Annotated in this window: 22 protein-coding genes and 3 tRNA genes; 14 read left to right on the top strand and 11 right to left on the bottom strand. The window is 70.8% G+C overall.

All coding sequences use genetic code 11. The annotated features are described in order from the left end of the window. Positions 1-136: 136 nt before the first annotated feature. The 3 genes from AN233_RS07265 to AN233_RS07255 all read left to right on the top strand — a co-directional run bounded on the left by AN233_RS07265 (position 137) and on the right by AN233_RS07255 (position 1,926). On the top strand, positions 137-664 hold the full coding sequence (locus AN233_RS07265) for a peroxiredoxin family protein (protein ID WP_058366133.1): 528 nt from the start codon (positions 137-139) through the stop codon (positions 662-664). A 68-nt stretch (positions 665-732) separates the two neighbouring features. Continuing rightward, complete coding sequence (locus tag AN233_RS07260; protein WP_058366132.1) at positions 733-1,050, top strand: DUF5785 family protein; 318 nt, start codon at positions 733-735, stop codon at positions 1,048-1,050. Between the two features lie 138 nt (positions 1,051-1,188). Continuing rightward, the gene (locus AN233_RS07255; RefSeq protein WP_058366131.1) at positions 1,189-1,926 is read left to right on the top strand and encodes a methyltransferase domain-containing protein; all 738 of its coding nucleotides are present in this window, start codon (positions 1,189-1,191) and stop codon (positions 1,924-1,926) included. A 69-nt stretch (positions 1,927-1,995) separates the two neighbouring features. Here AN233_RS07255 and AN233_RS07250 read toward each other — a convergent pair whose 3' ends face one another. After that, a complete protein-coding gene (locus tag AN233_RS07250; protein ID WP_058366130.1) occupies positions 1,996-3,279 on the bottom strand; it encodes an MFS transporter in 1,284 nt (427 codons plus the stop codon). Between the two features lie 151 nt (positions 3,280-3,430). Between AN233_RS07250 and AN233_RS07245 the strand changes: the two genes are divergently transcribed. Next, positions 3,431-3,874: an acyl-CoA thioesterase gene (locus AN233_RS07245; RefSeq protein ID WP_058366129.1), complete on the top strand. Its 444-nt coding sequence runs from the start codon at positions 3,431-3,433 to the stop codon at positions 3,872-3,874. 247 nt (positions 3,875-4,121) lie between these two features. On the opposite strand, the gene AN233_RS07240 is transcribed toward AN233_RS07245, so the two are convergent. After that, a tRNA-Lys gene (locus tag AN233_RS07240) sits at positions 4,122-4,195 on the bottom strand. Between the two features lie 239 nt (positions 4,196-4,434). Here AN233_RS07240 and AN233_RS07235 point away from each other — a divergent pair. Beyond that, a complete protein-coding gene (locus tag AN233_RS07235; protein WP_058366128.1) occupies positions 4,435-5,904 on the top strand; it encodes a DHH family phosphoesterase in 1,470 nt (489 codons plus the stop codon). A gap of 43 nt (positions 5,905-5,947) precedes the next feature. On the opposite strand, the gene AN233_RS07230 is transcribed toward AN233_RS07235, so the two are convergent. From AN233_RS07230 to AN233_RS07210, 5 genes are all read right to left on the bottom strand, one after another. Beyond that, complete coding sequence (locus AN233_RS07230; protein ID WP_058366127.1) at positions 5,948-6,565, bottom strand: RAD55 family ATPase; 618 nt, start codon at positions 6,563-6,565, stop codon at positions 5,948-5,950. A gap of 3 nt (positions 6,566-6,568) precedes the next feature. Beyond that, on the bottom strand, positions 6,569-6,865 hold the full coding sequence (locus AN233_RS07225; RefSeq protein WP_058366126.1) for a PRC-barrel domain-containing protein: 297 nt from the start codon (positions 6,863-6,865) through the stop codon (positions 6,569-6,571). An 84-nt stretch (positions 6,866-6,949) separates the two neighbouring features. Further along, positions 6,950-9,214, bottom strand: coding sequence for an LUD domain-containing protein (locus tag AN233_RS07220; RefSeq protein ID WP_058366125.1), 2,265 nt, complete (start codon positions 9,212-9,214; stop codon positions 6,950-6,952). After that, positions 9,207-9,791, bottom strand: a complete 585-nt coding sequence (locus tag AN233_RS07215; RefSeq protein WP_058366124.1) for a LutC/YkgG family protein — start codon at positions 9,789-9,791, stop codon at positions 9,207-9,209. The genes AN233_RS07220 and AN233_RS07215 overlap by 8 nt, the downstream gene beginning before the upstream one ends. Before the next feature lie 181 nt (positions 9,792-9,972). Next, complete coding sequence (locus AN233_RS07210; protein WP_058366123.1) at positions 9,973-10,230, bottom strand: hypothetical protein; 258 nt, start codon at positions 10,228-10,230, stop codon at positions 9,973-9,975. Between the two features lie 138 nt (positions 10,231-10,368). Between AN233_RS07210 and AN233_RS07205 the strand changes: the two genes are divergently transcribed. Beyond that, positions 10,369-11,172 carry an inositol monophosphatase family protein gene (locus AN233_RS07205; protein WP_058366122.1) on the top strand — a complete coding sequence of 268 codons (804 nt, stop codon included), beginning with the start codon at positions 10,369-10,371 and terminating at the stop codon, positions 11,170-11,172. 18 nt (positions 11,173-11,190) lie between these two features. On the opposite strand, the gene AN233_RS07200 is transcribed toward AN233_RS07205, so the two are convergent. Next, positions 11,191-12,414, bottom strand: a complete 1,224-nt coding sequence (locus AN233_RS07200; protein WP_058366121.1) for an HD domain-containing protein — start codon at positions 12,412-12,414, stop codon at positions 11,191-11,193. Positions 12,415-12,553: 139 nt separating this feature from the next. On the opposite strand from AN233_RS07200, the gene AN233_RS07195 reads away from it, so the two are divergent. From AN233_RS07195 to AN233_RS07185, 3 genes are all read left to right on the top strand, one after another. Then, a complete protein-coding gene (locus tag AN233_RS07195; protein ID WP_094192410.1) occupies positions 12,554-13,156 on the top strand; it encodes a hypothetical protein in 603 nt (200 codons plus the stop codon). A gap of 134 nt (positions 13,157-13,290) precedes the next feature. Next, positions 13,291-14,061, top strand: coding sequence for an archaeal proteasome endopeptidase complex subunit alpha (gene psmA, locus AN233_RS07190; RefSeq protein WP_058366120.1), 771 nt, complete (start codon positions 13,291-13,293; stop codon positions 14,059-14,061). A 78-nt stretch (positions 14,062-14,139) separates the two neighbouring features. Continuing rightward, complete coding sequence (locus AN233_RS07185) at positions 14,140-14,991, top strand: MOSC domain-containing protein (RefSeq protein ID WP_058366119.1); 852 nt, start codon at positions 14,140-14,142, stop codon at positions 14,989-14,991. Positions 14,992-15,145: 154 nt separating this feature from the next. Here AN233_RS07185 and AN233_RS07180 read toward each other — a convergent pair whose 3' ends face one another. Further along, positions 15,146-15,880: an SDR family oxidoreductase gene (locus AN233_RS07180; protein WP_058366118.1), complete on the bottom strand. Its 735-nt coding sequence runs from the start codon at positions 15,878-15,880 to the stop codon at positions 15,146-15,148. A 119-nt stretch (positions 15,881-15,999) separates the two neighbouring features. Between AN233_RS07180 and AN233_RS07175 the strand changes: the two genes are divergently transcribed. From AN233_RS07175 to AN233_RS07160, 4 genes are all read left to right on the top strand, one after another. Beyond that, positions 16,000-17,151, top strand: a complete 1,152-nt coding sequence (locus tag AN233_RS07175; RefSeq protein WP_058366117.1) for a metal-dependent hydrolase family protein — start codon at positions 16,000-16,002, stop codon at positions 17,149-17,151. Positions 17,152-17,241: 90 nt separating this feature from the next. Continuing rightward, positions 17,242-18,597 (top strand): helix-turn-helix transcriptional regulator, encoded by a 1,356-nt coding sequence (locus AN233_RS16800; RefSeq protein ID WP_058366116.1) that lies wholly within the window; start codon positions 17,242-17,244, stop codon positions 18,595-18,597. A 105-nt stretch (positions 18,598-18,702) separates the two neighbouring features. Further along, positions 18,703-18,777, top strand: a tRNA-Glu gene (locus AN233_RS07165). A gap of 167 nt (positions 18,778-18,944) precedes the next feature. Then, positions 18,945-19,019: transfer RNA gene (locus AN233_RS07160), tRNA-Glu, on the top strand. A gap of 76 nt (positions 19,020-19,095) precedes the next feature. On the opposite strand, the gene AN233_RS07155 is transcribed toward AN233_RS07160, so the two are convergent. Both AN233_RS07155 and AN233_RS07150 read right to left on the bottom strand, forming a co-directional pair. After that, positions 19,096-20,130 carry a glycosyltransferase gene (locus AN233_RS07155; protein ID WP_058366115.1) on the bottom strand — a complete coding sequence of 345 codons (1,035 nt, stop codon included), beginning with the start codon at positions 20,128-20,130 and terminating at the stop codon, positions 19,096-19,098. A gap of 46 nt (positions 20,131-20,176) precedes the next feature. Further along, positions 20,177-21,130, bottom strand: coding sequence for a glycosyltransferase (locus AN233_RS07150; protein ID WP_058366114.1), 954 nt, complete (start codon positions 21,128-21,130; stop codon positions 20,177-20,179). A gap of 128 nt (positions 21,131-21,258) precedes the next feature. On the opposite strand from AN233_RS07150, the gene AN233_RS07145 reads away from it, so the two are divergent. Next, positions 21,259-22,587: sulfatase (locus AN233_RS07145; RefSeq protein WP_058366113.1), on the top strand; the 1,329-nt coding region annotated here is incomplete at its 3' end.

The following is a 22,587-nucleotide window of genomic DNA, read 5'->3' as shown; positions in this document are numbered from 1 at the left end:
TTCCCGGGTTCTCGGGGACCGTCGACGCTCGACTCACGTTCGGCCCGTGACGACCGCCCGCCTCGAGTCCTGACAGTCGGCACCTGTCGCGAGCTCGAACCCGCGTCCTTATGACGACGCCGCGCGAGCGACGGACATGGTCACCGTCGGCGACAAGGCCCCGGACTTCATCGCGCCCGCGGTCGTCGACGGAGCGGCAGTCGAGTTCGAGCTGTTCCGGCAGGTCGAGGCGAGCGAGGCCGTCCTGATCTACTTCTACCCGGCCGACTTCGTGCCGACCTGCACCGCGGAGCTGTGCGGCATGCGCGAGGCGGGCTGGGCCGCCGTCGACGGGCTGTCGGTGGTCGGCGTCCGCGCCGACTCCCTGTACGCCGGCGTCGCGTACGCCGACCGGTTCGAGATCCCCTTCCCGCTGGCGATGGACGACAGCGGGCGCGTCGCGGCGTCGTACGACCTGCTCGCGGACGCGTGGGAGGGGCACACCGACGTGCCGCGGCGCGCCGCGGTCGTGGTCGACGGCGACTGGACGGTCCGGTTCCGGGAGGCGGCGGGCGACGCGCTCGATAGGCCGGCGCCCGGTCCGGTCCAGAACGCGACCGCGACGCTGCGCGAACTCGGCCTCGACGCGGACCGGCCGCGCGTGAACTACGACGGGCCGTGGTAAACGACGGGCCGTGGTGAGACGTGACGGGGAACGTAACGACTATCCCACCCGCTCGCGAACTCCGGAACATGGACTGGCCACACGACCCCGACGGCGAGCAGGGGAGCGAGGGCATGCGGAACTACGGTCACGCGGTGCTCGCGAAGAAGATCGACGAAGAGGAGGACTTCCCGCTCTCGGCGGCCGACTACGTCGAGGAGTTCGGGGACCACCCCATCCGGATCGACTACGAGACGGTCGTCTCCGTCGAGGAGATCTTCGAGCACGTCGAACAGGAGGAGTTCGCCGACTTCGTGGAGTTCCACCAGGAACTCGGCCGCGCGATGCGCGAGGCCGGCTACTGGTTCTACGAGGGGCCCGAACAGTTCGTCGACGGCTCGGCCTGAGCGCGGACCGGCGTTCTCGACCTTTTCTCTCGCGCGGACTTCCGATCGGCGAGCGGCCGCTCTGTCCTCGGTAGCGCCACTGCGTCTCGGTACCGCCTCTCACGCAGCCTTTTGTCCGCCGACGGCGACGCCTCGGATATGCCGCACGTCGGTCCCGACGCGTTCGGCCGCGCCATCCGCGACCACAACCGTGGCGAGCGCGACGCCCCCCTGATCCACCGCGACGGCGACGAGAGGCGCGAACACCCCGTCGAGGCGTTCTACTTCACGCCGCCGGACCCCGACGACCCCGGCCAGCGATGGCTCGACGACCGATTACGGGGGCCGCTCGTCGACCTCGGGGCGGGGGCTGGGCGTCACGCGCTGTACTACCAGGAGCGGTTCAAGACGGTCGCGATCGAGCCGAGCCCCGCCCTCGTGGAGACGATGCGCGAGCGCGGCGTCCGGGACGCTCGCGAGGGCGACATGTTCGGCCTCCCCGCACAGTTCTCGGCCGACCGGTTCGGCTCGGCGCTGGCCAACGGGACCCAACTCGGGCTCGCGCCCTCACAGCGCGCGCTCCGGGAATTTCTCGGGGACCTGGCCCACGTGACGACGAGCGACGCGACCGCGGTGGTCGACTGCTACGACCCGGAGTACGAGGCGACGCGGGAGCTACTGGGCTACCGCCCGGACCCCGAGCCGGGGGTCGGTCGCCGCGTCATGTGGTTCGAGTACGAGGGCGAGGCCGACCCCGCGCTCACCTTCCGGCTGTTCGCGCCCGAGAAACTGCGGGAGGCGGCGGTCGGAACCGCGTGGGCGGTCGCGGACGTGCGCCGCGGCGACGGCGAGAGCGCTCACCACTACCGGGCGGCGCTCGCGAAGCGGGACGCCTGAGCCGGCGGGGAGCCGCACCGACGGCGCGGCCGGGCGCCGCTCACCGCGCGGATGGCCCGAGCCGCGCGATCACCACGCCGTCAGCGCGCGCCGACCGTAGTCGTTGAGGAGGATGGCGAGGAACGCGAGCACGCCGGTGATCGCGAACGCGCCGCCGACGTAGAACACCGAGTCCATGCTCACCTCGACCATGAGCCATCCGGCGAGCATCGGGCCGACGACCGACCCCGGCCGCCAGACCAGTTCCCGGATGCCGAAGCTGGAGGCGACGCCGCCGTCGTCGGTCCCCTCGTCCGCGAACAGGGCCATGCTGGCCGGCTCGCGGAAGGAGTCGACCGCGCCGAGCAGCCCCGAGAGCCCCACGAGTGGGAGGTAGGCGGGCGGCGTCTCGCCCAGCAGCGGGAGCGAGGCGGGGACGCCGAGCGCGGCGCCGACCTCCGGCGCGAAGGGAATGACGAGCGCGACGAGGCCGTACCCGCCGCCGCCACAGAAGACGAACAGCGCACGGCCGTAGTCGTCCGAGAGCCGGCCGGTGAACAGCTGGCCGACCATGTTGGTCCCCTTTTCGATCGCGACGGTGACCGCGACCGCGAGCCCTGCGACGCCGAGCCCGCCGGCGGCCATCGTCGTCCCCGCGTAGATGGGGATCCACGTCCGCACCATCGTGACGGCGAAGGCGTACTGGAACCGGAAGCTGGTGATCGTCAACAGCTTGCGGTTGAGCGCGAGGTCGCTGAACGGGAACCCCTCGACGCGCGTCTCGTCGGCGTCGAGGTAGACGTAGAGCCCGGCCCACGCGACCGCCATCATCGCGACGATGATCGTGAAGATGGGGTCGAAGCCGAGGGCGTCGTAGATGGCGCCGGCCGACAGCGAGCCGAGGATGGAGGCCGCGAAGGAGGCGGCGTTGGCGCGGCCGATGTGGTGCGCGCGCGTCCCCACGTCGGCGAGCTGGCCGACTAGCGAGAGGCTCATCAACCCCGCGCCGGTGACGGCGACGCCCTGCAGGGCTCGGATGAGGATGAACGAGAGCGAGGAGTCGACGACCGGGAACAGCGCGTAGACGACCGCGCCGACCCCGAGCGTCCACAGCAGCACGGAGCGCTTGTCGAAGCGGTCCCCCGCCCACGCGAGCGGGACCACGGCGACCGTCTGCGCGAACGTGAAGCCGGTCGTGTAGAGCCCGATAACGAAGCCGGCGCTGATGGTGACGCCGAGGACCGTCGTCGCCTGCGGGTCGAGCGTGTTGATGTAGGTCGGCAGCAGCGTCAGCAGCGTGACGAACCCGAACCCCTCCGCGAAGCGGGTCAGGTAGAGCGCGTAGAACTGCAACCGGTCGTCGCGGTCGGTCACGTCCCAACCGGCGACGGGCGCCTGAAAAGGGGTTTCGGTTCGAAAGTAAAGCGCCCGGTCGGCGTCCGAGAGCCGCGGCCGCGACCATCGACCGACGCCGCCGGAGCGCCACACGGCCAACGCTCAAGGCGGCCGGCCGCGACCCCCGACCATGACGGACCTGGTCGACACCTACCTGGAGAACCGCTCGCGCATCCAGCCCAACCACACGAACAACTACGACACCGCCCACGGGGGCAACGTGATGAAGTGGATGGACGAGGTCGGCGCGATGTCCGCGATGCGCTTCGCGGGCGAGACCTGCGTCACCGCCAACATCGAGGGGATGGACTTCAAGCGCCCCATCCCGGTCGGCGACACCGCGGTCATCCGCGCGTACGTCTACGAGGCCGGCCGCACCAGCGTCCGCGTCCGCCTGCAGGCGTTCCGCGAGCAGCCCCGCACCGGCGAGACCGAACAGACCACCGAGTCGACGTTCGTCTTCGTCGCGGTCGACGCCGACAACGACCCGACGCCGGTACCCGAACTCACCGTCTCCACCGACCGCGGCCGCCGACTCAAGGAGGCGGCGCTGGCGACCGAGCAGGGGGAGTAGCCGCCGGCGATCGCGGGGACCACTTCGAGGACGCCGAAAGACTCAGAAACGTCCCGCGTCAACGTGACTCATGGGCGACCGAAGCTGTAAGCGTGTGTTCTGTCCGCAGTGTGACGCCCCCGCGACGGACATGGACGAGGAGTGTCCGGAGTGTGGCGCGTCGCTGGACGTCGGAACAGAATAGCCCCGAAAACGGTCGACAGAACAGTCTCAGAAACGCCCTCGCTGTCGCTCGGCGGTTCGTGCACGGGCCGGGAGGGAGTTGAACCCCCGACCGACGGATTAAGAGTCCGTCGCTCTCCCTGACTGAGCTACCGGCCCTCACTCACTCGTACCGGCGTCGCCCTAAAAGGCGTTTCCTTTTCGCGGTCCCGCGTGGGTGGTCCGCACGCCGTCCCGCGGTGCGGCTCCGCGGTCGGCGCGCGTCCTCGCCGCGGCCGGACTCGACATCTGGGTGTCGCGCCGAACCGGTCGGAGGGGGCTCACAACGGCCGGATCCGGGGCGGTCGGCGTCGCAAGCGCTCCTGTTAAGTGTCGGCCGGCCCGAGACGCGACAACCAATGAGTGCAGGCTCCGGTGGTTCATCGCGGACGCGGTACGCGATACTCGGGTGTGGGAGCGTGGGCCATGCGGTCGCGGAAGACCTGACCGACCGCGACCGGGACGTGCTGATACTGGACCGCGACGAGAGCCGAGTCGAGGCGCTGCGCGACCAGGACCTCAACGCACAGGTACAGGACATCGCCGCTGAGGGCGTCGGCGAGGCGGTCGCGGACCGCGACATCATCCTGATCCTCGCCTCGGACGTGGAGGCGAACAAGGAAGCGGTGAGGGCTATCCGCGAGCGCGGCGGCGAACACTACGTGGTCGTGCGCGCCTCCGATCCGGTCAGCGAGGACGAGCTTCGCGACCTGGGCGCGGACGTGGTGATCAACCCCTCGACGGTGATCGCCGACTCCGCGCTCCGCTCGCTGGAGACCGGCGAGCTGGAGTACATGGCCCGCCAGCTCGCGGACATCCTCCGCGAGACCGGCGAGTCCGACGGCAGGCTGGCGATCCTGACCCACGACAATCCCGACCCGGACTCCATCGCCTCCGCGACCGCCCTGCAGGCCATCGCCGAGGCCTACGGCGTGGACGCGGACATCCTCTACACGGGCGACGTTGGCCACCAGGAGAACCGCGCGTTCGTCAACCTGCTCGGGATCGACCTGCTCTCGCGCGAGGAGGCCGATCCGCTCGACGCCTACGAGACGATCGCCTTGGTCGACCACGCCAAGTCCGGCGAGCCGGAGATGGAGATCGACGCCGACGTCGACGTCTACATCGACCACTACGAGGCCGACGCGGAGGTCGACGCCCGCTTCGTCGACGTGCGCACGAACGTCTCCTCGACCTCCACGATACTCACGAAGTACCTGCAGGAGTTCGACCTCTCGCCGTCGGAGGCGGTCGCCACGGCCCTGCTGTACGGCATTCGTGCCGAGACGCTGGACTTCAAGCGGGACACCACGCCCGCGGACCTGACCGCCGCCGCGTACCTCCATCCGTTCGCGAACCACGACACGCTCGAACAGGTGGAGTCGCCGTCGATGAGCCCCGAGACGCTGGATGTGCTCGCGGAGGCGATCCAGAACCGCGAGGTCCAGGGGAGCCACCTCTTCTCGACGGCCGGCTTCATCCGCGACCGCGAGGCACTCGCGCAGGCGGCCCAGCACCTTCTGAACCTGGAGGGGATCACGACGACCGCGGTGCTGGGCATCGCCGACGAGAAGATCTACCTCTCCGCGCGCTCGAAGGACATCCGCATCAACATCGGCAACGTGCTGCAGGAGGCGTTCGAGGACATGGGCGACGCGGCCGGCCACTCGACGCAGGGGTCCGTCGAGATCCCGCTCGGCATCTTCACCGGCATCGAGACCAGCGACGAGAACCGGGACACGCTGCTGCAGCTCACCGAGGAGGCGGTCCGCCGCAAGCTCTTCGACGCGATGGGCGTCGAGGGCTCCGAGGGCTCGAACGGCTCGTAGGCTCCCGGTCACTGAGGTACCACTGCCGGCGTCGAGCCCGTTCTCAGGCGATGTCCCGGCTCGTGTCCACCTCGACCGCGTCGGCGAGCTTCACCTTTATCGGTTCGGTGAGCGCCGCGCCGTTCCGGAACTTCGTCACGTGGAGTCGATTGTCGATCGACAGCGAGGTGTGGCTGAGCTCCAGCGAGCAGACCACGTCCGCGAGCGCCAGCGTCCGGACGCGGCCGTCGTCGAGTCCGGACCCCTCCAGACAGTGTAACAGCGCCGCACCGCCCTCCGCCTCGACCGCGTCGCTCACGGCCGAGACGACGCTCGCTCCGCGCTGGCGGTCCATCCGTTCGAGCGGGTTCATCACGCCGATCACGACCCGGCCGCCGGTCGGCAGGTCGCGGAGGACGCTGGCGGGGTCGGTCGCGAGAGTCTCGGCGTCGCACTGGCGGACGGTCACGTCCTCGACGCCCGCCGCGGTCAGCGCCTTGCGAACCGACCGCTCCGGGCGCAGCGTCGTGAGGTACAGCGTCGGGCCGGCGGCCGCGAACGCGGTCGCCAGGAGCTCGCTCTGGGACTCCGGGGGTGCGACGAGCGCGACGGTACTGCCGGGCACCAGTCCGCCGTCGAGCCGTCGATCGAGGATCGGGACGCCGGTCGACAGTCGCGTCACGCGTCAGACGGCCGCTTCCTCGGACTCCTCCTCGCCGCGGTCGAGGCGCTCGATGACATCGTTGACGAGGATCACGTCGCCGACCGCCCGGACCCACCGATACGGGACGATGACGCCGGTGTTGCGTCCGATGTCCGTCCCCGCGAACAGCTCGCCGTTCAACTCCGCCAGCGCGAGCCCGGTGACCGACTCGGCGTCGAGGTCGAGTCGCACGTCCTCCACCTCGCCGACGAACACGCCGTTGTTGGAGTAGACCTCGCGGCCGACGAGGCTCGTGATCTCCTCGGGAACTGCGTCCATACCCGTGTGGTCACGAGCGCGCCTAATAAGCGTTCGTTGTCCGCCGACGCGCGTCTGACGGTCGGACGGGAGAGGCGACTTCCCCTACGAGGTCGGCTGCTCTCGCGGTGCGATCAGCTCGATCGGATGCCGCGCCGGCCGGTCCAACAGCGCGTCGAGCTGTTCGCCGCAGGAGGTGCCGGCCGCGACCAGCGTCCGGTCGGTCCCGCCGAACTGCTCGACCAGCGGCTCGCCTACGTCCAGACTCAGCTCGTAGTAGTCGGCCTTGTAGCCGAACGAGCCGGCCATGCCGCAACACTCGGTGTCGGACTCCAGCACGTCGAAGCCGGCCCGCTCCAGCACCTCGGTCGCGTGGGCGGCCACGCCGACCGTCCGTGCCTGACAGTGCGGGTGATAGGCGACCTCGCGGTCGCGGCCTCCTTCGTCCCCCCCGCCGTGGACGAGCGCGTCGAGCCCGCCGCCCGCGTCGTTGTCGATCAGGCCGTGCACGTACTCCATCGCGTCGTAGGTGCCCTCGGCGATCCGATCGAAGGCAGCCGGCGCCAGAAACTTCTCGTACTCCGAGCGGACCATCGCGAGGTCGCTCGGCTCCACGACCACCAGGTCGCGGCCGGCGTCGAGGTGCCCGGCGACCGCGTCCGAGAGGGCCTCCGCCCGCGCCTCTGCAGTCGCGACCATCCCCTGCGAGAGCGGCGGCCGGCCGCTCGGCGGCAGGTCCGGGACGCGAACGTGCACGCCGAGGGCTTCGAGGGTGCGAACGGTCGCCTTCCCGCGGTCCGGATCCACGTAGTTCGTGTACGTGTCGGGGTAGACGACCGCCTCGCGCGCCGCCTCCTCGGCCGCGACCGCGGCACCACCCCGGGCCGCGAACCACTCCACGAGGCTCTCGGAGGCGAACTCGGGCAGCTCGCGCCGGCGGTCGATCCCCGCGACGCGCTCCAGAACGGACCGGACCGGGCCGACGTTCGCGAGGCGGTTGGCGACCGGCGCAGTTCGGTGGCCCCACTTCGCGAGCGTCGCGTAGTTCCCCACCAGTCGGGTTCCGAGGTCGAGGCCCGCCGGCTCCTCGTCCGGCGTCAGCCCGTCCACGAGGTGGTCGAACTCGCTCGCGCCGGCCTCGCCGCGGTTGATCCGGTCGCGGACGACCGTGTTGATCCACGGGATGTCTATCTCCACCGGACAGCCCGGCACGCACCGCGAGCAGCCGGTACAGAGGTCGTTGAACTCCGCGGCGACGTCCAATCCCTCGATGCCGGCCTCCCAGCCGCCCGCGATGCCGCCGGTGTACGTCTCGCCGCCGAAGACGTGGCCGCCCACGCTCCGGAAGTTACCGCAGGAGTTCGCGCAGGCGCCACACCGGATGCAGTAGAGCGTCTCCTTCAGGTCCTCGTCGTCGCGCATCGCCAGCCGCCCGTTGTCGATCAGGACGAGGTGGAACTCGCGGTCGGGGTTCGCCTCCCCCGTGTTGGCGTCGGTCGTCGCGTCCGGGTCGATGAGGGGCGCCTCAGGGTCGGAGAAGTCCGGCACTGGGCTCGCGGTCGGCGGGGTCAGCAGGGAGGTGTAGACGGTCAGGTCCTGTCCGGTCCCCGAGCGGCCGAGCAGCTCCACGAACGGTTCGAGGTCCCCGACCGTCGGAATGACCTTCTCGACCCCCGCGACGGCGACGTGGGTGTCCGGCGTCGTCGCGACCTTGCGGGCGTTCCCCTCGTTCGTCACGAGCGCGATCGAGCCGGACTCCGCGACGACGAAGTTCGCGCCGGTCATCCCCACGTCCGCGGTGCGGATCGACTCCCAGAGCTTCTCGCGAGCGAACGCGGTCAGCTCCTCGGCGGTCTCGGGCGGGTTCGCGAGGTCGAACTCCGCGGCGATCAGCTCCGCGATGGCCTCGCGGGGCTTGTGCGCGGCGGGCCCGACGAGGTGGGAGGGCGCCTCGTCTGCGAGCTGGATCACCCACTCGCCCAGATCCGTCTCGACGGCGTCGACGCCCGCCTCGGCGAGCGCGTCGTTGACCTCGATCTCCTCGGTCGTCATCGACTTCGACTTCACGACGGTGTCGGCGTCGCCGACGGTCTCGGTGATGTACCGGTTCGCGTCGTCGGCGTCGTCCGCCACGTAGAGCGTGCCGCCGTTGGTTTCGACGCTCTCGCGAAGCTCCTCGATCAGCTCGGGCAGGCGCTCGATAGCGTCCTCCTTCGTGGCGCGAGCGCGGTCCTTCAGCGTCTCGTAGTCGGGCAGGTCCCGCACCGCCTCGCGGCGGCCCTCCTCGTGGCTGCGCGCGTGGTGGCCCACGGAGTCGCCCTCGGTCCGCATCACCTCGCGGATGCGGGCCGCGCGGTCCGACTTACTCATCGTCGGCCTCCGGTCGGGTCGCGGCTGTCGTGTTCCCGCCGGCGTCGCCGTCGCCCTCGTCGCTCTCGTCGCTCTCGTCGGCGTCCTCGACGATCACCACGTGCACCTCTCCCGGGCCGTGCGCGCCCACGACGAGTTCGCCCATGTCCGCCGTCGCGCTCGGGCCGGTGGCGAGGACTCCAGATCCTCCGTTTCTGAGAAAGTCTCCGTATCGCTCGATCGCAGCCGGCACGTCCGGGAGGACCGTCGACTCCCGCACGACCGCGACGTGTCTGAACGGGTAGAGGCTAACGGGCTCGACCCCGGCGGCGTCCGAGGGGAGGTGGACGCTCCCGGTCTCCGCGACCGCGAATCCTGCGGGCGTGACGCCCGTATCCGCCGCCTCGAGGTCGCCGTTCGTCGGCGCGGTCTCGACCGCCTCCGGCAGCGCGAGGTCGTCGCCGAGAGGGACGCCGACCGCCTCGCCCTCGACCGCCGCCGCGACCGCGTCCGCGCAGTCGGCCGGCGCCGCCCGGGAGTGCTCGACGCCGAGCTCGTCGAGCGCCCCGACGAACGCCGGCGTGTGTGTCTGGCTCATACCCACACCTTCGGCCCGCGGTACAAGGATGTTCGCTCCGCGGCGGTCCGCGTCGGGACCGAGGAGACGCGAAAACGACCGCTGTGTCACAAAAATGGCGGCGGAACGCGTTCCGGAAGCCTCACGACGCGCAAACCCCGGTCGAAAAAGGACGACGGACGACAGCGGTCGACCGTCCCGACTACCGGCCGCCGTCGGTGTAGATCCGGTCGTCGACAACCCGGTCCGCCGCCGCGTTGGCCTCCGCGGGGGACGGGCGAGTGCCGTCCGCGACCGTCTCCGCCAGCTCCGTCGCGAGCGCGTAGACGGCGCGGCCGTCCGCGCGCGTGGCGACGCGCTCGAACGTCGGCTTGTAGCTCGCCGCGCTGCGGGAGCCCTCCTCGTCGAGGCTGGCGTCGATGGCGTACTCGAGCTGTCGGACCGCTTCCTCGGGGCGCATGGAGACGTGTACCGGCTCTCTCCTCTTAAGGATACTCTGATTCGGAACCGAGTTAATCGTCGGGGCGAACCGCGGCCGGCGAGCGCGGTCGCGTCACCGAACCGACGCGTATACGGGGCGCGGTCGCGCAGGGCGGGTATGAGCGAGGATCGGGCCGAGGACCGGGCGACGGTGGCGGAGCGCGCGGCGTGGGCGGGCTCGCGCGTGGCCCACGAGCACTTCCGAACGGACATCGCGGTGGAGACGAAGGCGAGCAAGACCGACGTGGTGACGGAGGCCGACCGCGCCGCCCAGCGCGAGGTGATCGACGTGATCCGGGAGGCGTTCCCGGCCGACGCGATGGTCGGCGAGGAGGACGACGAACTGAAGGCGGTCCCCGAGACCGGCGCCGGGTGGGTCATCGACCCCATCGACGGGACGAACAACTACGTCCGGGGAATGCGCACGTGGGCGACCGCGGTCGCGGCCGTCGAGGACGGCGAGCCGGTAGCGGCGGCCTCCGCGCTCCCGGCGCTCGGTGACGTGTACACCGCCGACGAGTCGGACGCGTACCGCGACGGCGACCCGATCGCCGTCAGCGACGTGCGCGACCCCGAAACGGCCGCCGTCGTCCCGACCATCTGGTGGCCGCGCGAGGAGCGCGACCAGTACGCCCGCGCCTGCGAGGCCATCGTCTCGCGGTTCGGCGACCTCCGGCGGTTCGGCTGTGCGCAGGCCGCGCTCGCCGCCCTCGCGGAGGGCGCCATCGAGGGCGTGATCACCAACGTCGACTGCAACCCGTGGGACTCCGTTGCCGGCGTCCACATGATCCGGCAGGCCGGCGGCACGGTGACGGATCTGAACGGGAACCGCTGGCGCCACGACTCGACCGGGCTGGTCGCCTCGAACGGCGCTCTCCACGACGAGGTGCTGGCGGCGGCCAACGAGATCGACCCGCAGTAGACGGCGGCCGTAACGGAGCTACTCGCCGAACTCGTCGAGCGTGGTTGGCAGTCCGCGGCGCACGTCGCTGATCAGGGTGTCGGCCTCAAGTCCGAGGACGCTCGCGGCCGCCCGCCCCACGCGATCGGTCGCCGGAGCGGGCGCGTAGACGCCGAGCCGCCACTGGTTGCGCTGGGCGGTCCGGAGCGCGGAGACGAGCGGCGACTGCTTCTCGAGCCGGCGGACCTCTCCCCCGACGACCACGCGCGCGGTCGACTCGCGCATCGACGGCTCTGAGGGCACGTCGAGGATCACGTCCGCGTCGGCCACGCCCGCGGTCGCGGCGATCTCCGCCTCCAGATCCCGCACCGTGTCGTGGTCGGCCTCGCGGATCGACTCGGGCACGTCGCGGTATTCAGCCCACACCGCGCGCTTGTAGAGGTCCCGGCGGTCGTACCGGTCGGCGAGCCCGCCGCTCTCCGGGTTCGTCCGCAGCGCGACGAGCAGCTCGTGGTCGTCCATCCGCCGCACCTGTCCGGCGGTCACGTCCGGCGCCTCCAGCAGGCGCTCGGCGGCGCGCCGAAGCATGGCCTTCGAGATCCGCGCGACGTGGTGGGTGTAGACGACGGGATTCATCAGCGCCCGCGCCAGCAGGAGGCTCTCGGCGGTCTGGACGTTCCCCTCCTCCAGCACGAGTTCGCCGTCGACGAACGTCAGCTCGCGCACGAGCCGCCCCGTGTCGATGGTGCCGTAGGGGACGCCGGTGTGGTGGGCGTCGCGCACGAGGTAGTCCATTCGGTCCACGTCGAGCTCGCCCGAGACGAGCTGGCCGAACTGTCCCTCACCCGCCACTAGCCCCGCGATCCGCTCTGGATCGAGATCGTGGTCGCGGAGGACCTCGCCGACCTCGTCGTCCGCGAGTAACTCGTCAACGTCGTCGTGGTACTTGCCCGTGTGCCGGTGGGTAAGCTCCTCGATGTTGTGGCTGAACGGGCCGTGCCCCACGTCGTGGAGCATCGCGGCCGCCTCCACGCGGTCGGCCCGCTTGCCGTCGACGCCGAGGTGCTCGAGCGCCTCGGAGGCGAGGTGGTAGACGCCGAGGCTGTGCTCGAACCGGGTGTGGTTCGCGGAGGGGTACACGAGTTGGACCGTCCCCAACTGCTTGACGTGTCTGAGCCGCTGGACCGCCGGCGTGTCGAGGAGGGCCGCGGCGACGCCCTCGACCTCGATGTGGTCGTGGACGCTGTCCTTGATCGTCGTCATGGGCGCGCTTCGCGGCGGAGGACTAAAAGGAATTGCCGCACGGACCGGCCGTGACGCTCGATCGCACGGCTCCCGTGACCCGGGTCTTGCGGTCCGGGGACACCCTTATGCCCTTCTGTCGCCTCGGTTGGGACGAAACATGATGCAGACGACCCACGCGCTGGCGGGGATGGCGCTCGCGGTGCCCGTTGCCCTGCGGTCACCCGAGCTGGCCCCGCTCCTCCTGGTGGCCGGACTCGTCGGCGGCGCCCTGCCGGACCTGGACCTCTACCGGGGGCACCGCCGGACGCTTCACTTCCCCGTCTACTACACGGTCGCCGCGGCGCTCCTCGCGGCCGCGGCGGCGGTCGCCGGCGGCGCGTGGCTCCTCGCGGCGGCGGTGCTGACGGCAGCCGCCGCGCTCCACTGCCTGATGGACGTGTTCGGGGGCGGGCTCGAACTCCGTCCGTGGGAGGGCCGGTCCGACCGCGCCATCTACGACCACGCGCGCGGTAAGTGGATCGCGCCCAGACGGTGGATCCGGTACGACGGCTCCCCTGAGGACCTGGCCATCGCGGCGGTCGCCGCCGCGCCGGTGCTGTACGTGGCCGAGGGGACGCTGTGGGCCGCGGCCGTCGGAATGCTCGCGGTATCGGCGGTCTACGTAGCGCTTCGACGCCGTCTCCCGGGGATCGCGGCTGCGCTCGCGTCCCGGATACCGCCCCGCTTCCGGGAGTACGTCCCGCGGCGCTATTTCGAGTGACTCCCGCCGGTCTCACGTCGAGCCGGAAGAGGGCCTCGGCGGCCGCGGCGTGGGCCGGTTAAGGAGGGTTTTTCCCTGCCGGGCGTGTACGGGACGCTAATGAACGCACGCCGAACGACGCAGGACGGAGGGCGATGATGCAGGGCAACGACCAGCAGGCGTACGACCGCGGGACGTCGCTGTTCTCCCCTGACGGTCGGATCTACCAGGTCGAGTACGCCCGCGAGGCGGTCTCGCGCGGCGCGCCGAGCGTCGGCGTCCGCACGAGCGACGGCGTCGTCCTCGCCGCGATGAGTCGCGCCTCCTCCTCGCTGATGGAGGCGGAGAGCATCGAGAAGCTCCACAAGCTCGACGACCACGTCGGCACCGCGAGCGCGGGCCACGTCGCGGACGCGCGCCAGCTGATCGACTTCGCGCGCCGGCAGACGCAGATGAACCGGCTCCGCTACGGCGAGCCGGTCGGCGTCGAGACGCTGACCAAGCACGTCACCGACCACGTTCAGGAGAACACGCAGCTGGGCGGCACGCGCCCGTACGGCGCCGCGCTGCTCATCGGCGGGATCGAGAACGGCGAGCCGCGCCTGTTCGGCGCCGACCCCTCGGGGACGCCCCACGAGTGGAAGGCGACCGTCATCGGCGGCGGCCGGCAGGACATCCAGTCGTTCCTGGAGGAGGAGTGGAACGCGGAGCTCACCGTCGAGGAGGGCGTCGAACTCGCCGTGCGCGCCCTTCGGGTCCACGAAGAGGACCTCGACGCGGACGACATCTCCGTCGCCACCGTGACCGAGGACGGCTACCGCGTCCTCTCGGAGGACGAGATCGACGACGTCGTCGCCGACCTCCCCGACGAGGACGACGGCGAGGGCGCGGCCGACGGCGAGGACGCGACCGACGACGAGGAGTAACGCGACCGCCCCGCCGAGCCGGCGCGCATTCCGGCTCGGCGACGACATTTCTTTTATCGCGCGTCTCCACCGGATCCCATGACACGCGTCGACCGGTTGATCGCCTATCCGGTGAAGTCGATGGACGGAGCGGACCGGAAACGGGCGCGACTCTCGGCGGACGCGCCGCTCGCGGGCGACCGCTCGTACGCGGTGCTCGAGGCGGACGCGGACCCCGAGACCGCCTCCGTCGGCGGCGGGGGCGGCTACGTGAACGGCAAGAGCGAACGCCGCGTCCACGAGGTTCGCGCCTCCTACGACCTCCCGCAACCGGCCGAGGCGACGCCCGCAAGCGTCACGCTCGCGACGAGAGACCGCGGCCCGCGGACGTTCGACCTGCCGGGCGAGACGGAGGCCATGGCCGCGTGGCTCGGTGAGCATTACGGTTACCCCGTTCGAGTGATCCGGGACGACGGCGGATTCCCGGACGACGCGAGCGCGCGTGGACCCACGGTCGTCTCCCGAGCGACGCTCGCGGAGGTGGCCTCGTGGTACGACGGCGTCGACGCCAACGAGATGTGCCGTCGGCTGCGCCCGAACGTCGTCCTCGCGGACTGCCCCGCGTTCTGGGAAGACCGCCTGTTCGCCGACCGCGCGTCGCGGGTCCGGTTCCGGGTCGGCGACGCTGGGTTACTGGGCGTCAACCCCTGTCAGCGGTGTGTCGTGCCGAGCCGCGACCCCGACACGGGAGCGGAGACGCCGGGCTTCCGAGAGACGTTTCTGGAGCGCCGCCGCGCCACCATGCCCGAGTGGTCGGGCGGCGACTGGTTCGACCACGACTTCCGGCTGATGGTGAACACTGAGACGCCGGCGGAGGCGGCTGGCGCCGAGATTGCGGTCGGCGACGAGGTCGAGGTGCTGGAGACCGTGTCGGTCCCGGAGTCGGCGTAGCCGTCGCTGGCCGCCACGAACCGGTGGGGATCCGGTCCGCGCGGTCGGTCCGTGCCCATGCGGACCGGGGGTGACCGGTCGTCGTCGCCCGCGACGCCCGGCCGTGGACCGATCGGCGCCGTCTCCCTTTTGAACGTTCGGCCGGCGAGTGTGGCTACAGGCTCGTCAGCTTGTCGCGGCGGTAGAGATCGAGTTCCTGGACCGTCGACCCTTCCTGGCCGGCCGCGAACGCGATCGCCTCGGCGACCTCCTCGGGTTCGGTGACTTCGCCGGGGGCGAAGCGCTCCTCGAACGCTTCGCCCTCCTCCTCGCCAAACCGAGTTCGGACCTCGCTCGGGTTGACCACCGAGACGCCCACTCCCTCGTCGCCGACCTGCGCCGCGACGCTGTGCGCGAACCCCCGGACCCACCACTTCGTGGCGGCGTAGACGGGGTTGTACGACCGCGGATACTGCCCCGCGAACGACCCTACGACGACGAGGTTGCCCGACGCCACCACGAGGTGCGGCAGAGTCGCCCGCGTGAGGTAGAACGTACCGTCCACGTTGGTCTCCTGCATCGCCTCGTAGGCCTCGTCGCTCATCGTCGCTACGTCGCTCCCCCGCCCTATGCCCGCGTTCGCCACGACGGCGTCGAGGCCGCCGAACCGGTCGACGGTCGTCTCGACGGCCGCGACGATCTCGGCGTCCCGGCGCACGTCGGCGGGGGCGACCAGCACCGCGGCGTCGTGCCGGTCGCGCAGGTCGTCCGCGAGCGCGCGGAGGTCGTCCTCGCTGCGCGCGCAGAGCGCCAGATCCGCCCCTTCGGCGGCCAGCGTGCGCGCGGTCGCCGCGCCGATGCCCGAACTGGCGCCCGTGACGAGCGCCGTCGCCGTGGATAGATCGACCATGTCCATCGGTAGCATTCGTGTGCATCTGTCTCCGCGTTCTCCGGCGAAGATCGCCGGATCACATGCGTCGAGACTGCCGGGACCACACGATTTAGGCCCGCAGCCGGCAAGTGGCGCTCATGCACGTGTTACGAGGCGGACGAGTCGCGGACGCCGACGGCACCCGCGAGGCGGACGTGGCGGTCGAGGACGGGGAGATCGTGGCGGTCGGCGACCTCGGCCGCGGCGAGTCGGAGACGGATGTCTCCGGGAAGGTCGTCGCACCGGGACTGATCGACGCGCACGTCCACGTGATGATGGACGGCCGGCCGGACGTGGCGAGCGCGACCGACGAGAGCGCCTACGAGGCCGCCTACCGCGCGACGGAGAACCTGTCGGCCGCGCTGCGTGTGGGCGTCACGACCGTCCGCGATCTGGGCGCGCGCGACACGCTCGCGCTCGACGCCGCCCGCATGGTCGAGGAGGGCGTCGTCGACGGGCCGCGCGTGCTCGCGTGCGGGCAGAACGTCATCATGACCGGCGGCCACGGCCACTGGTTCGGCCGCGAGGCCGACGGCCCCGCCGAGGTGCGGAAGGCCGCCCGCGAACAGTTACACCGCGGCGCGGACGTGATCAAGTGCATGGCGACCGGCGGCGTCCTCACCGAGGGCGCGGTCACTGGCGCGCCGGAGCTGACGCCGGACGAACTGGAAGCGCTCGTCGAGGCCGCGGAGCCGACGAACACGCCGACGGCGGCCCACGCCCACGGCGACGAGGGGATCCGAAACGCCGTCGAAGCGGGGATCACCAGCATCGAGCACGGCACCTTCATGAGCGCCGAAACGGCCGAGCTGATGGCCGACGAGGGGACCTACTGGGTTCCCACCGCGAGCGCGCTCCACGGCATCGTCGAGAACGGCGTCGAGGCGGGGATCCCCGAATCCGCGGTCGAGAAGGCCGAGGTCTCCGCGGAGCACTTCGCGGACGCGTGGGACCGCGCGCTCGAGGCCGGCGTAACGATCGCGATGGGAACCGACGCCGGGACGCCGTTCAACGACTTTGCGGACATCCCTCAGGAAATGGTCCACATGGTCGAGTACGGGCTGTCGCCGGCCGAGGCGCTGGAGGCGGCGACGGTCAACGCCGCCGACCTGCTCGGGCTCGACGACGTGGGGCGCGTCGCGGAGGGCCACCGCGCCGATCTCGTCGTGCTCGACGCCGATCCGAACGAGGACGTGACGGCCTGGCAGTCGCCCGAGTCCGTCTTCGCCGCGGGCGACCGCGTCGTCTGAACGGTCCCGGTTCTCGACGGGGACGGCCACCGCCCCGTCCGTCGGCCGCGGTCATAAGCGCTTTTTACTGCCGGAGCGGGCCTTCAGGTAATGGGCCGTCGGCCACTCCTCGCTCTCGTTCTCGTGGTCGCCGTACTGGCGGTGCCGAGTTGCGGTGCTGCGGCGGTCGCGGCCGCCGGTTCCGCGGGCGGTAGTTCGCCGGCCGTCGCTGCCGCGGGCGAGAACTCGGCGCCGGGGAGAGCGACGGCAGCAGCGAACCCCGCGGTACAGGACGGAAGCTTCGAGCGGAGCGTCGTCCGCATCAGGGTGACCGCGGAGGGCGACGGCGTCTGGACGTTCCGGTACGAACGACCGCTGGAGACCGACGACGAGCGGGAGGCGTTCGAGTCGTTCGCCGCTGAGTTCCGCGAGAACGAGACCGACCGCTATCGGGCGTTCACGGAGGACGCGCGCGAGCTGGTCGCCGACGGAGAGGGAGTCGCCGACCGCGAGATGCGCGCCGGGAACTTCTCGCGGGACGCGTTCGTGCGGTCGAGCCTCGGCAACGACATCGGCGTCGTCGAGCTCTCGTTCACGTGGTCGGGGTTCGCGGCGATCGACGGCAACCGCGTCGTGGTCGGCGACGTGTTCGAAGGCGGGATCTACATCGGCCCGGACCAGGAACTCGTCGTCGAGCCGGGCGAGGGGCTCGCGTTCGCGAGCGTCGACCCCCCGGCCACGCGGTCGAACCCCGACTCGCTGGCCGACAGCGACACGGTCACCTGGAGCGGCGAGCGCCAGTTCACCGACCGTCGCCCCCGGGTCGTGCTCCAGCCCGCGTCCGCGGTGGAGACGACGAGCGAGACCGACGGCGGAACGGCGGACGGAACCGGCGGCGCACCCGCGACCGGTACCCCGGCGACGGGGGCAGGTGAACCGTGGAGCGACCGACTCCCGCTGCTGGCGGTGCTGCTTGCGGTGCTTTCGCTGCTTGCGGGGGCTGGACTGATCGCCTCCAGATCCGCTGGCCGCGGCCTCCCGGGACCGATCGGGAATGGATCGTCGGACGACGGCGGGAGCGGCGGAAGCAACGGTGTCGCCGAGAACACCTCGGGCGCCGCGAGTGATCCCGGCGGCGAGGCGGACGCCGAGGCAGGCGACGGGGCGGCTCTCGACGAGGAGATCGCGGCCGGCGCGGCCGCGGCGACCACCGAGCCCTCGGTCCCTGACGAGGAGCTACTCTCGGACGAGGACCGCGTTGTGCAACTGCTCCGCGAGAACGGCGGGCGGATGAAACAGCACCGCATCGTCGACGAGACGGGCTGGTCGAAGTCGAAGGTGAGCGTCCTGCTCTCGGAGATGGAGGAGGCGGGGACGGTCTCGAAGCTCCGCGTCGGGCGCGAGAACGTCGTCAGCCTCGACGGGTTCGAACCCTCCGCGGCCGGGTCGCCGTTCGACGAGGAGTGACACCCACGCCGGCCGACCGGACCGCGTCACGGCGGCACAATGTGGGGGCGAAACGCAACTGTTTTACTCGGGACCGGCATACCGAATGGTGTACGAGACACCGTCGCTCCGATGGTGTAGTCCGGCCAATCATATTGCCCTCTCACGGCAATGACCAGGGTTCGAATCCCTGTCGGAGCACTTCTCTCGACGCCGCGCCGACCAGCCGCAGATGTTTCTCCACCAGTCGCGACCGCTTCCGTCGCGAGGACTGCGCCGCGATCGTCCCGCGTCACGCCGTCGCACGGCGATCGGAGATCGGAGCCGTTTTACGGGCCTCCGGCCAAGCCGTGAACGCGAAGACGGACGCTCCGATGGTGTAGTCCGGCCAATCATATTGCCCTCTCACGGCAATGACCAGGGTTCGAATCCCTGTCGGAGCATTTCTCTCGACGCTATCTTGCCCAGCCGCAGGTGCGCGTCTTCGGCGGCGCGGAGAGTCGTCAATCGGACGCGCGGCTACGCCTCGCCGCGGTAGATCGCTTCCAGTTCGTCGACGGTCCGGTCGACGGAGAACTCCCGTACGGCCTCGCGTGTGTCGCGGTCACCGGTCAGGCACTCTTCGACCGCGTCCCGCATCGACTGCACGTCGCCGAACGCAAAGCGGGCGCCGTTGTCCTGTCCGATGGTCTCGTCGAAGGGCGCCACGTCCGCGGCGGCGACCGGCGTGTCGCAGGCGTTCGCCTCCAGCGTCGACAGCCCGAGCGTGTCGCAGGTCGAGGCGGTGACGAAGGCGTCGATCGAGGCGTAAAACTCCGGAAGCCTCGCGCGGGGGAGGAAGTCCCGGAACGTCACGTTCGCGGGTGCTGCCCGTTCCAGCGACTCGCGTTCCGGCCCCTCGCCGACGATCACGTATCGGTACTCCGGCGTCGCCTCCGCCAGCCGGAGTATCTCGTCGACGTTCTTCTTGGCCGAAAGCCGGCCGCTGTAGCCGATCACGGTCTCGTCGTCCGGGAACATGCCGTTCGCACCGGGCCGGAACGTATCCATCTCGATGCCGACCGGGAGCTGGCGGTGCTCCACGTCGCGTCGGATCCGAGAGGTCGAAGCGGTCACGCAGTCGAACGACCGCAGGAACCGGTTCTCGTAGGCCACGTAGAGCCGCCCCGCGAGGTCCGCGGCGGTCTCCACCTTGAGCCCCTGGATCAGGTAGTCCTCGATGGGCGTGTGGTGAGTGTAGACGGACGTGGCCCCGGACTTGCGCGCGTACCGCCGGCCCATCAAGCCGGTTGAAGCCGGACCGTGACAGTGGACTACGTCGAACTCGGGCAGCGAGGACAGCCGCCGGTACAGCGGCACCCGGTACTGCTCGTAGAAGGGGTTCGGGAGCGACGGGACGGGGAACTCGTGTGGACCCGGCTCGTAGTCGCCGTCGGGATAGACGACGTACACCTCGTGGCCGCGGTCCTCCAGGCGGTCGCGCCACGCCTGAATGGTGTAGGTCACGCCGTCGATCCCGGGGAAGTAGCTGTCGGTGAAAAATCCGACCTTCATTGGTGACCCCTCCGATCGGTCGGTCCACGGTCACGGCCGCCCGACATCATTCGTCCAACACCGCGTCGACGAACGCGGGCGCGCCGTTCTCGTAGTCCGGACGTTCCTCGAGCGCCCGGAGGCGTTTCGCCTGCGTGACGGCCTCGCCAACGGAGTTCGCGCGGGCGACGCCCTCGATCCCCCGCTCGGCGGCGCCGTCCGCGATCGCCTTCTGGAACGGGAGGAACGGGTAGATCACGCAGGGGGTCCCCGCGACCACGGTGTCGGCGATGGAGGAGAAGCCGGTACAGACCACCACGTCCGCGGCCGCGGTGTACGGCGTCATCGTGGGTTTCGTCTCCCAGTCCTCGTCGCCGACGGTCCGCACGTCGAGGCCGTCCGCCTCCAGTCGCTCGCGGATCGCGTCGAAGTCCTCGCCGTGCGTGCCGGGACTCAAGAGTACGTCGTACGGCTCGACGGCGTCGTCGGGGTCGCCTTCCTGCGCCAGCGGGCCGACACGCGTGATCCCCTCGGGGGCCGGCTCGTCGGGCCACAGCGAGGTGACGACGATCCCCTCCGCGAACCGGAGCGAGACCTCGTTATAGACGGTGAGCGGGGTTCCCCACAGCGGGCCGAACAGGTCCGTCGTCAGGTGGTCGATGCGGTAGAAGTCGAGCCCCTTCCGCGCCGCACACAGCGCCGCGAACAGGTCGTCGGTCACGAGCACGTCGGGGTCCTCCGCGTCGAGCCACGCGGACAGCTCCCTCGTCCGGCGGACCGCGGAGGGCGCCAGGTCGAACAGCGAGTGGCGCAGGAAGTCGACCGGCCCGTCCCCCTTCACCGCCACCGTCGTGAGGTCCGGATGGTCGAAGCCGTTCAGCTCCACGAACGGCTTCCCCTGCCCGCCCCCGGCCATCGCCACCTCGATGCCCCGGGACTCGAACTCCTTGGCGACCGGGATGGCCCGGGCCGCGTGGCCCGCGCCGTCACACCAGTAGACGATCGCCACCTTGTCGGTCATACGTGGCCCGTTCTCGCGGCCCGTATAAATCGGCCGCGACATCGTCGCGGTCGTCGACGAGGGAGGAGTGGGCGCCTCGCCGCACCCGGACCGGAGTACCTAACAGGCCGCGCGCCCGGAATCGACCCATGGACGACGCCGGTTCCGAGGAGAAGAACGTGGTGTTCCTGGTCCTCGACTCGCTGCGCAAGGACCGGATCTCGCCGTACAACGGCGACGTGGAGTTCACGCCCCACATCGGCGACCTGGCGGACGACGCCGTGGTGTTCGAGGACGCGGTCGCGCAGGCCCCGTGGACGCTCCCGTCGCACGCCTCGATGTTCACCGGCGAGTACCCGTGGGAGCACGGCACCACCCACGCGCGGAGCTACTTCCCGGCCGACCGCGAGACGTTTATCGCCCGGTTCGGTGAGGCGGGCTACCACACCGCGGCGATCACGCCGAACGTCTGGATCACCCCCCACAAGGGGATGACCGACGACTTCGACGCGGTGGAGAACTTCCTCGGGACGGCGGACAACCCCCTGAGCGTCCGGCTCTCGAGGCTCGGTGCGCGGGCGTTCCACGCGCTGGGATCCGGGACGCGCCGCCTGATCGGCCGCCAGCTCGACCGCGTCTTCCGGCTGTTCGACGTGGACGACTCCTGTAAGTCCGCGGAGACGGTCGAGGCGGTCGAGAACTTCCTCGACGGCCGCGCGGGAGAGGAGGCGGAGCCGTTCTTCCTCTACACGAACCTGATGGAGCCGCACGAGCCGTACCACCCCCCCAAGCGCTATCAGGAGAAACACGGCGTCGGCCCCGACGCCGCGATCCCCCATCGACAGAAGGACGTGTTCACGATGGACGACATCGACTACGACGCGCTCCGAAGGGTGTACGACGCCTCCGTCGACTACACCGACGACCTCGTCGGGCGGGTCCGCGACGCGCTCGACAGGAACGGGCTCGCCGAGGACACCGTCGTCGTCCTGCTGTCGGACCACGGGCAGGCGCTCGGCGGCGCGGACGGGAGCTTCGGCCACCAGTTCACGGTCTCGGAGCCGGTCACGAACGCGGTCCTCATGGTCGACCATCCCGGCCGCGCGGCCGGGAGAGAGGCGGGGGTGACGGAGCTCCGGCGCCTCCACGACCTCGTTCCGGGGTGGGCCGGGATCGCGCCGGACCCGGAGCCGGGGAGCGCGACCGCCGAGATCGCACGCGGCGGTATCGAGTACCCCGAGAACTTCACCGGCTTCATCCCGAGCGAGGCGTGGGACGACTACTACTGCAAGTACCGGTACGTCGCCGACGCGGACCACAAGGTGGTCAAGCGGATCGATGCCGACGGCGCCGCGACCTACACCGCAGTCGACCGCACGAACGGTGAGTCGGTCCCCGTCCCGCCGGGCCTCCGGGCCGAGGTCGACGCGATCGGCGACGTGGACGTCGACGCGGACGCCGACGCGGACCCCGAGCAG

Origin of the sequence: Haloparvum sedimenti (assembly GCF_001462205.1) — an archaeon.
Lineage (GTDB): Archaea > Halobacteriota > Halobacteria > Halobacteriales > Haloferacaceae > Haloparvum > Haloparvum sedimenti.
Note: the sequence above shows the minus strand (reverse complement) of the source record. Positions and strands in the feature narration are given on the sequence as shown.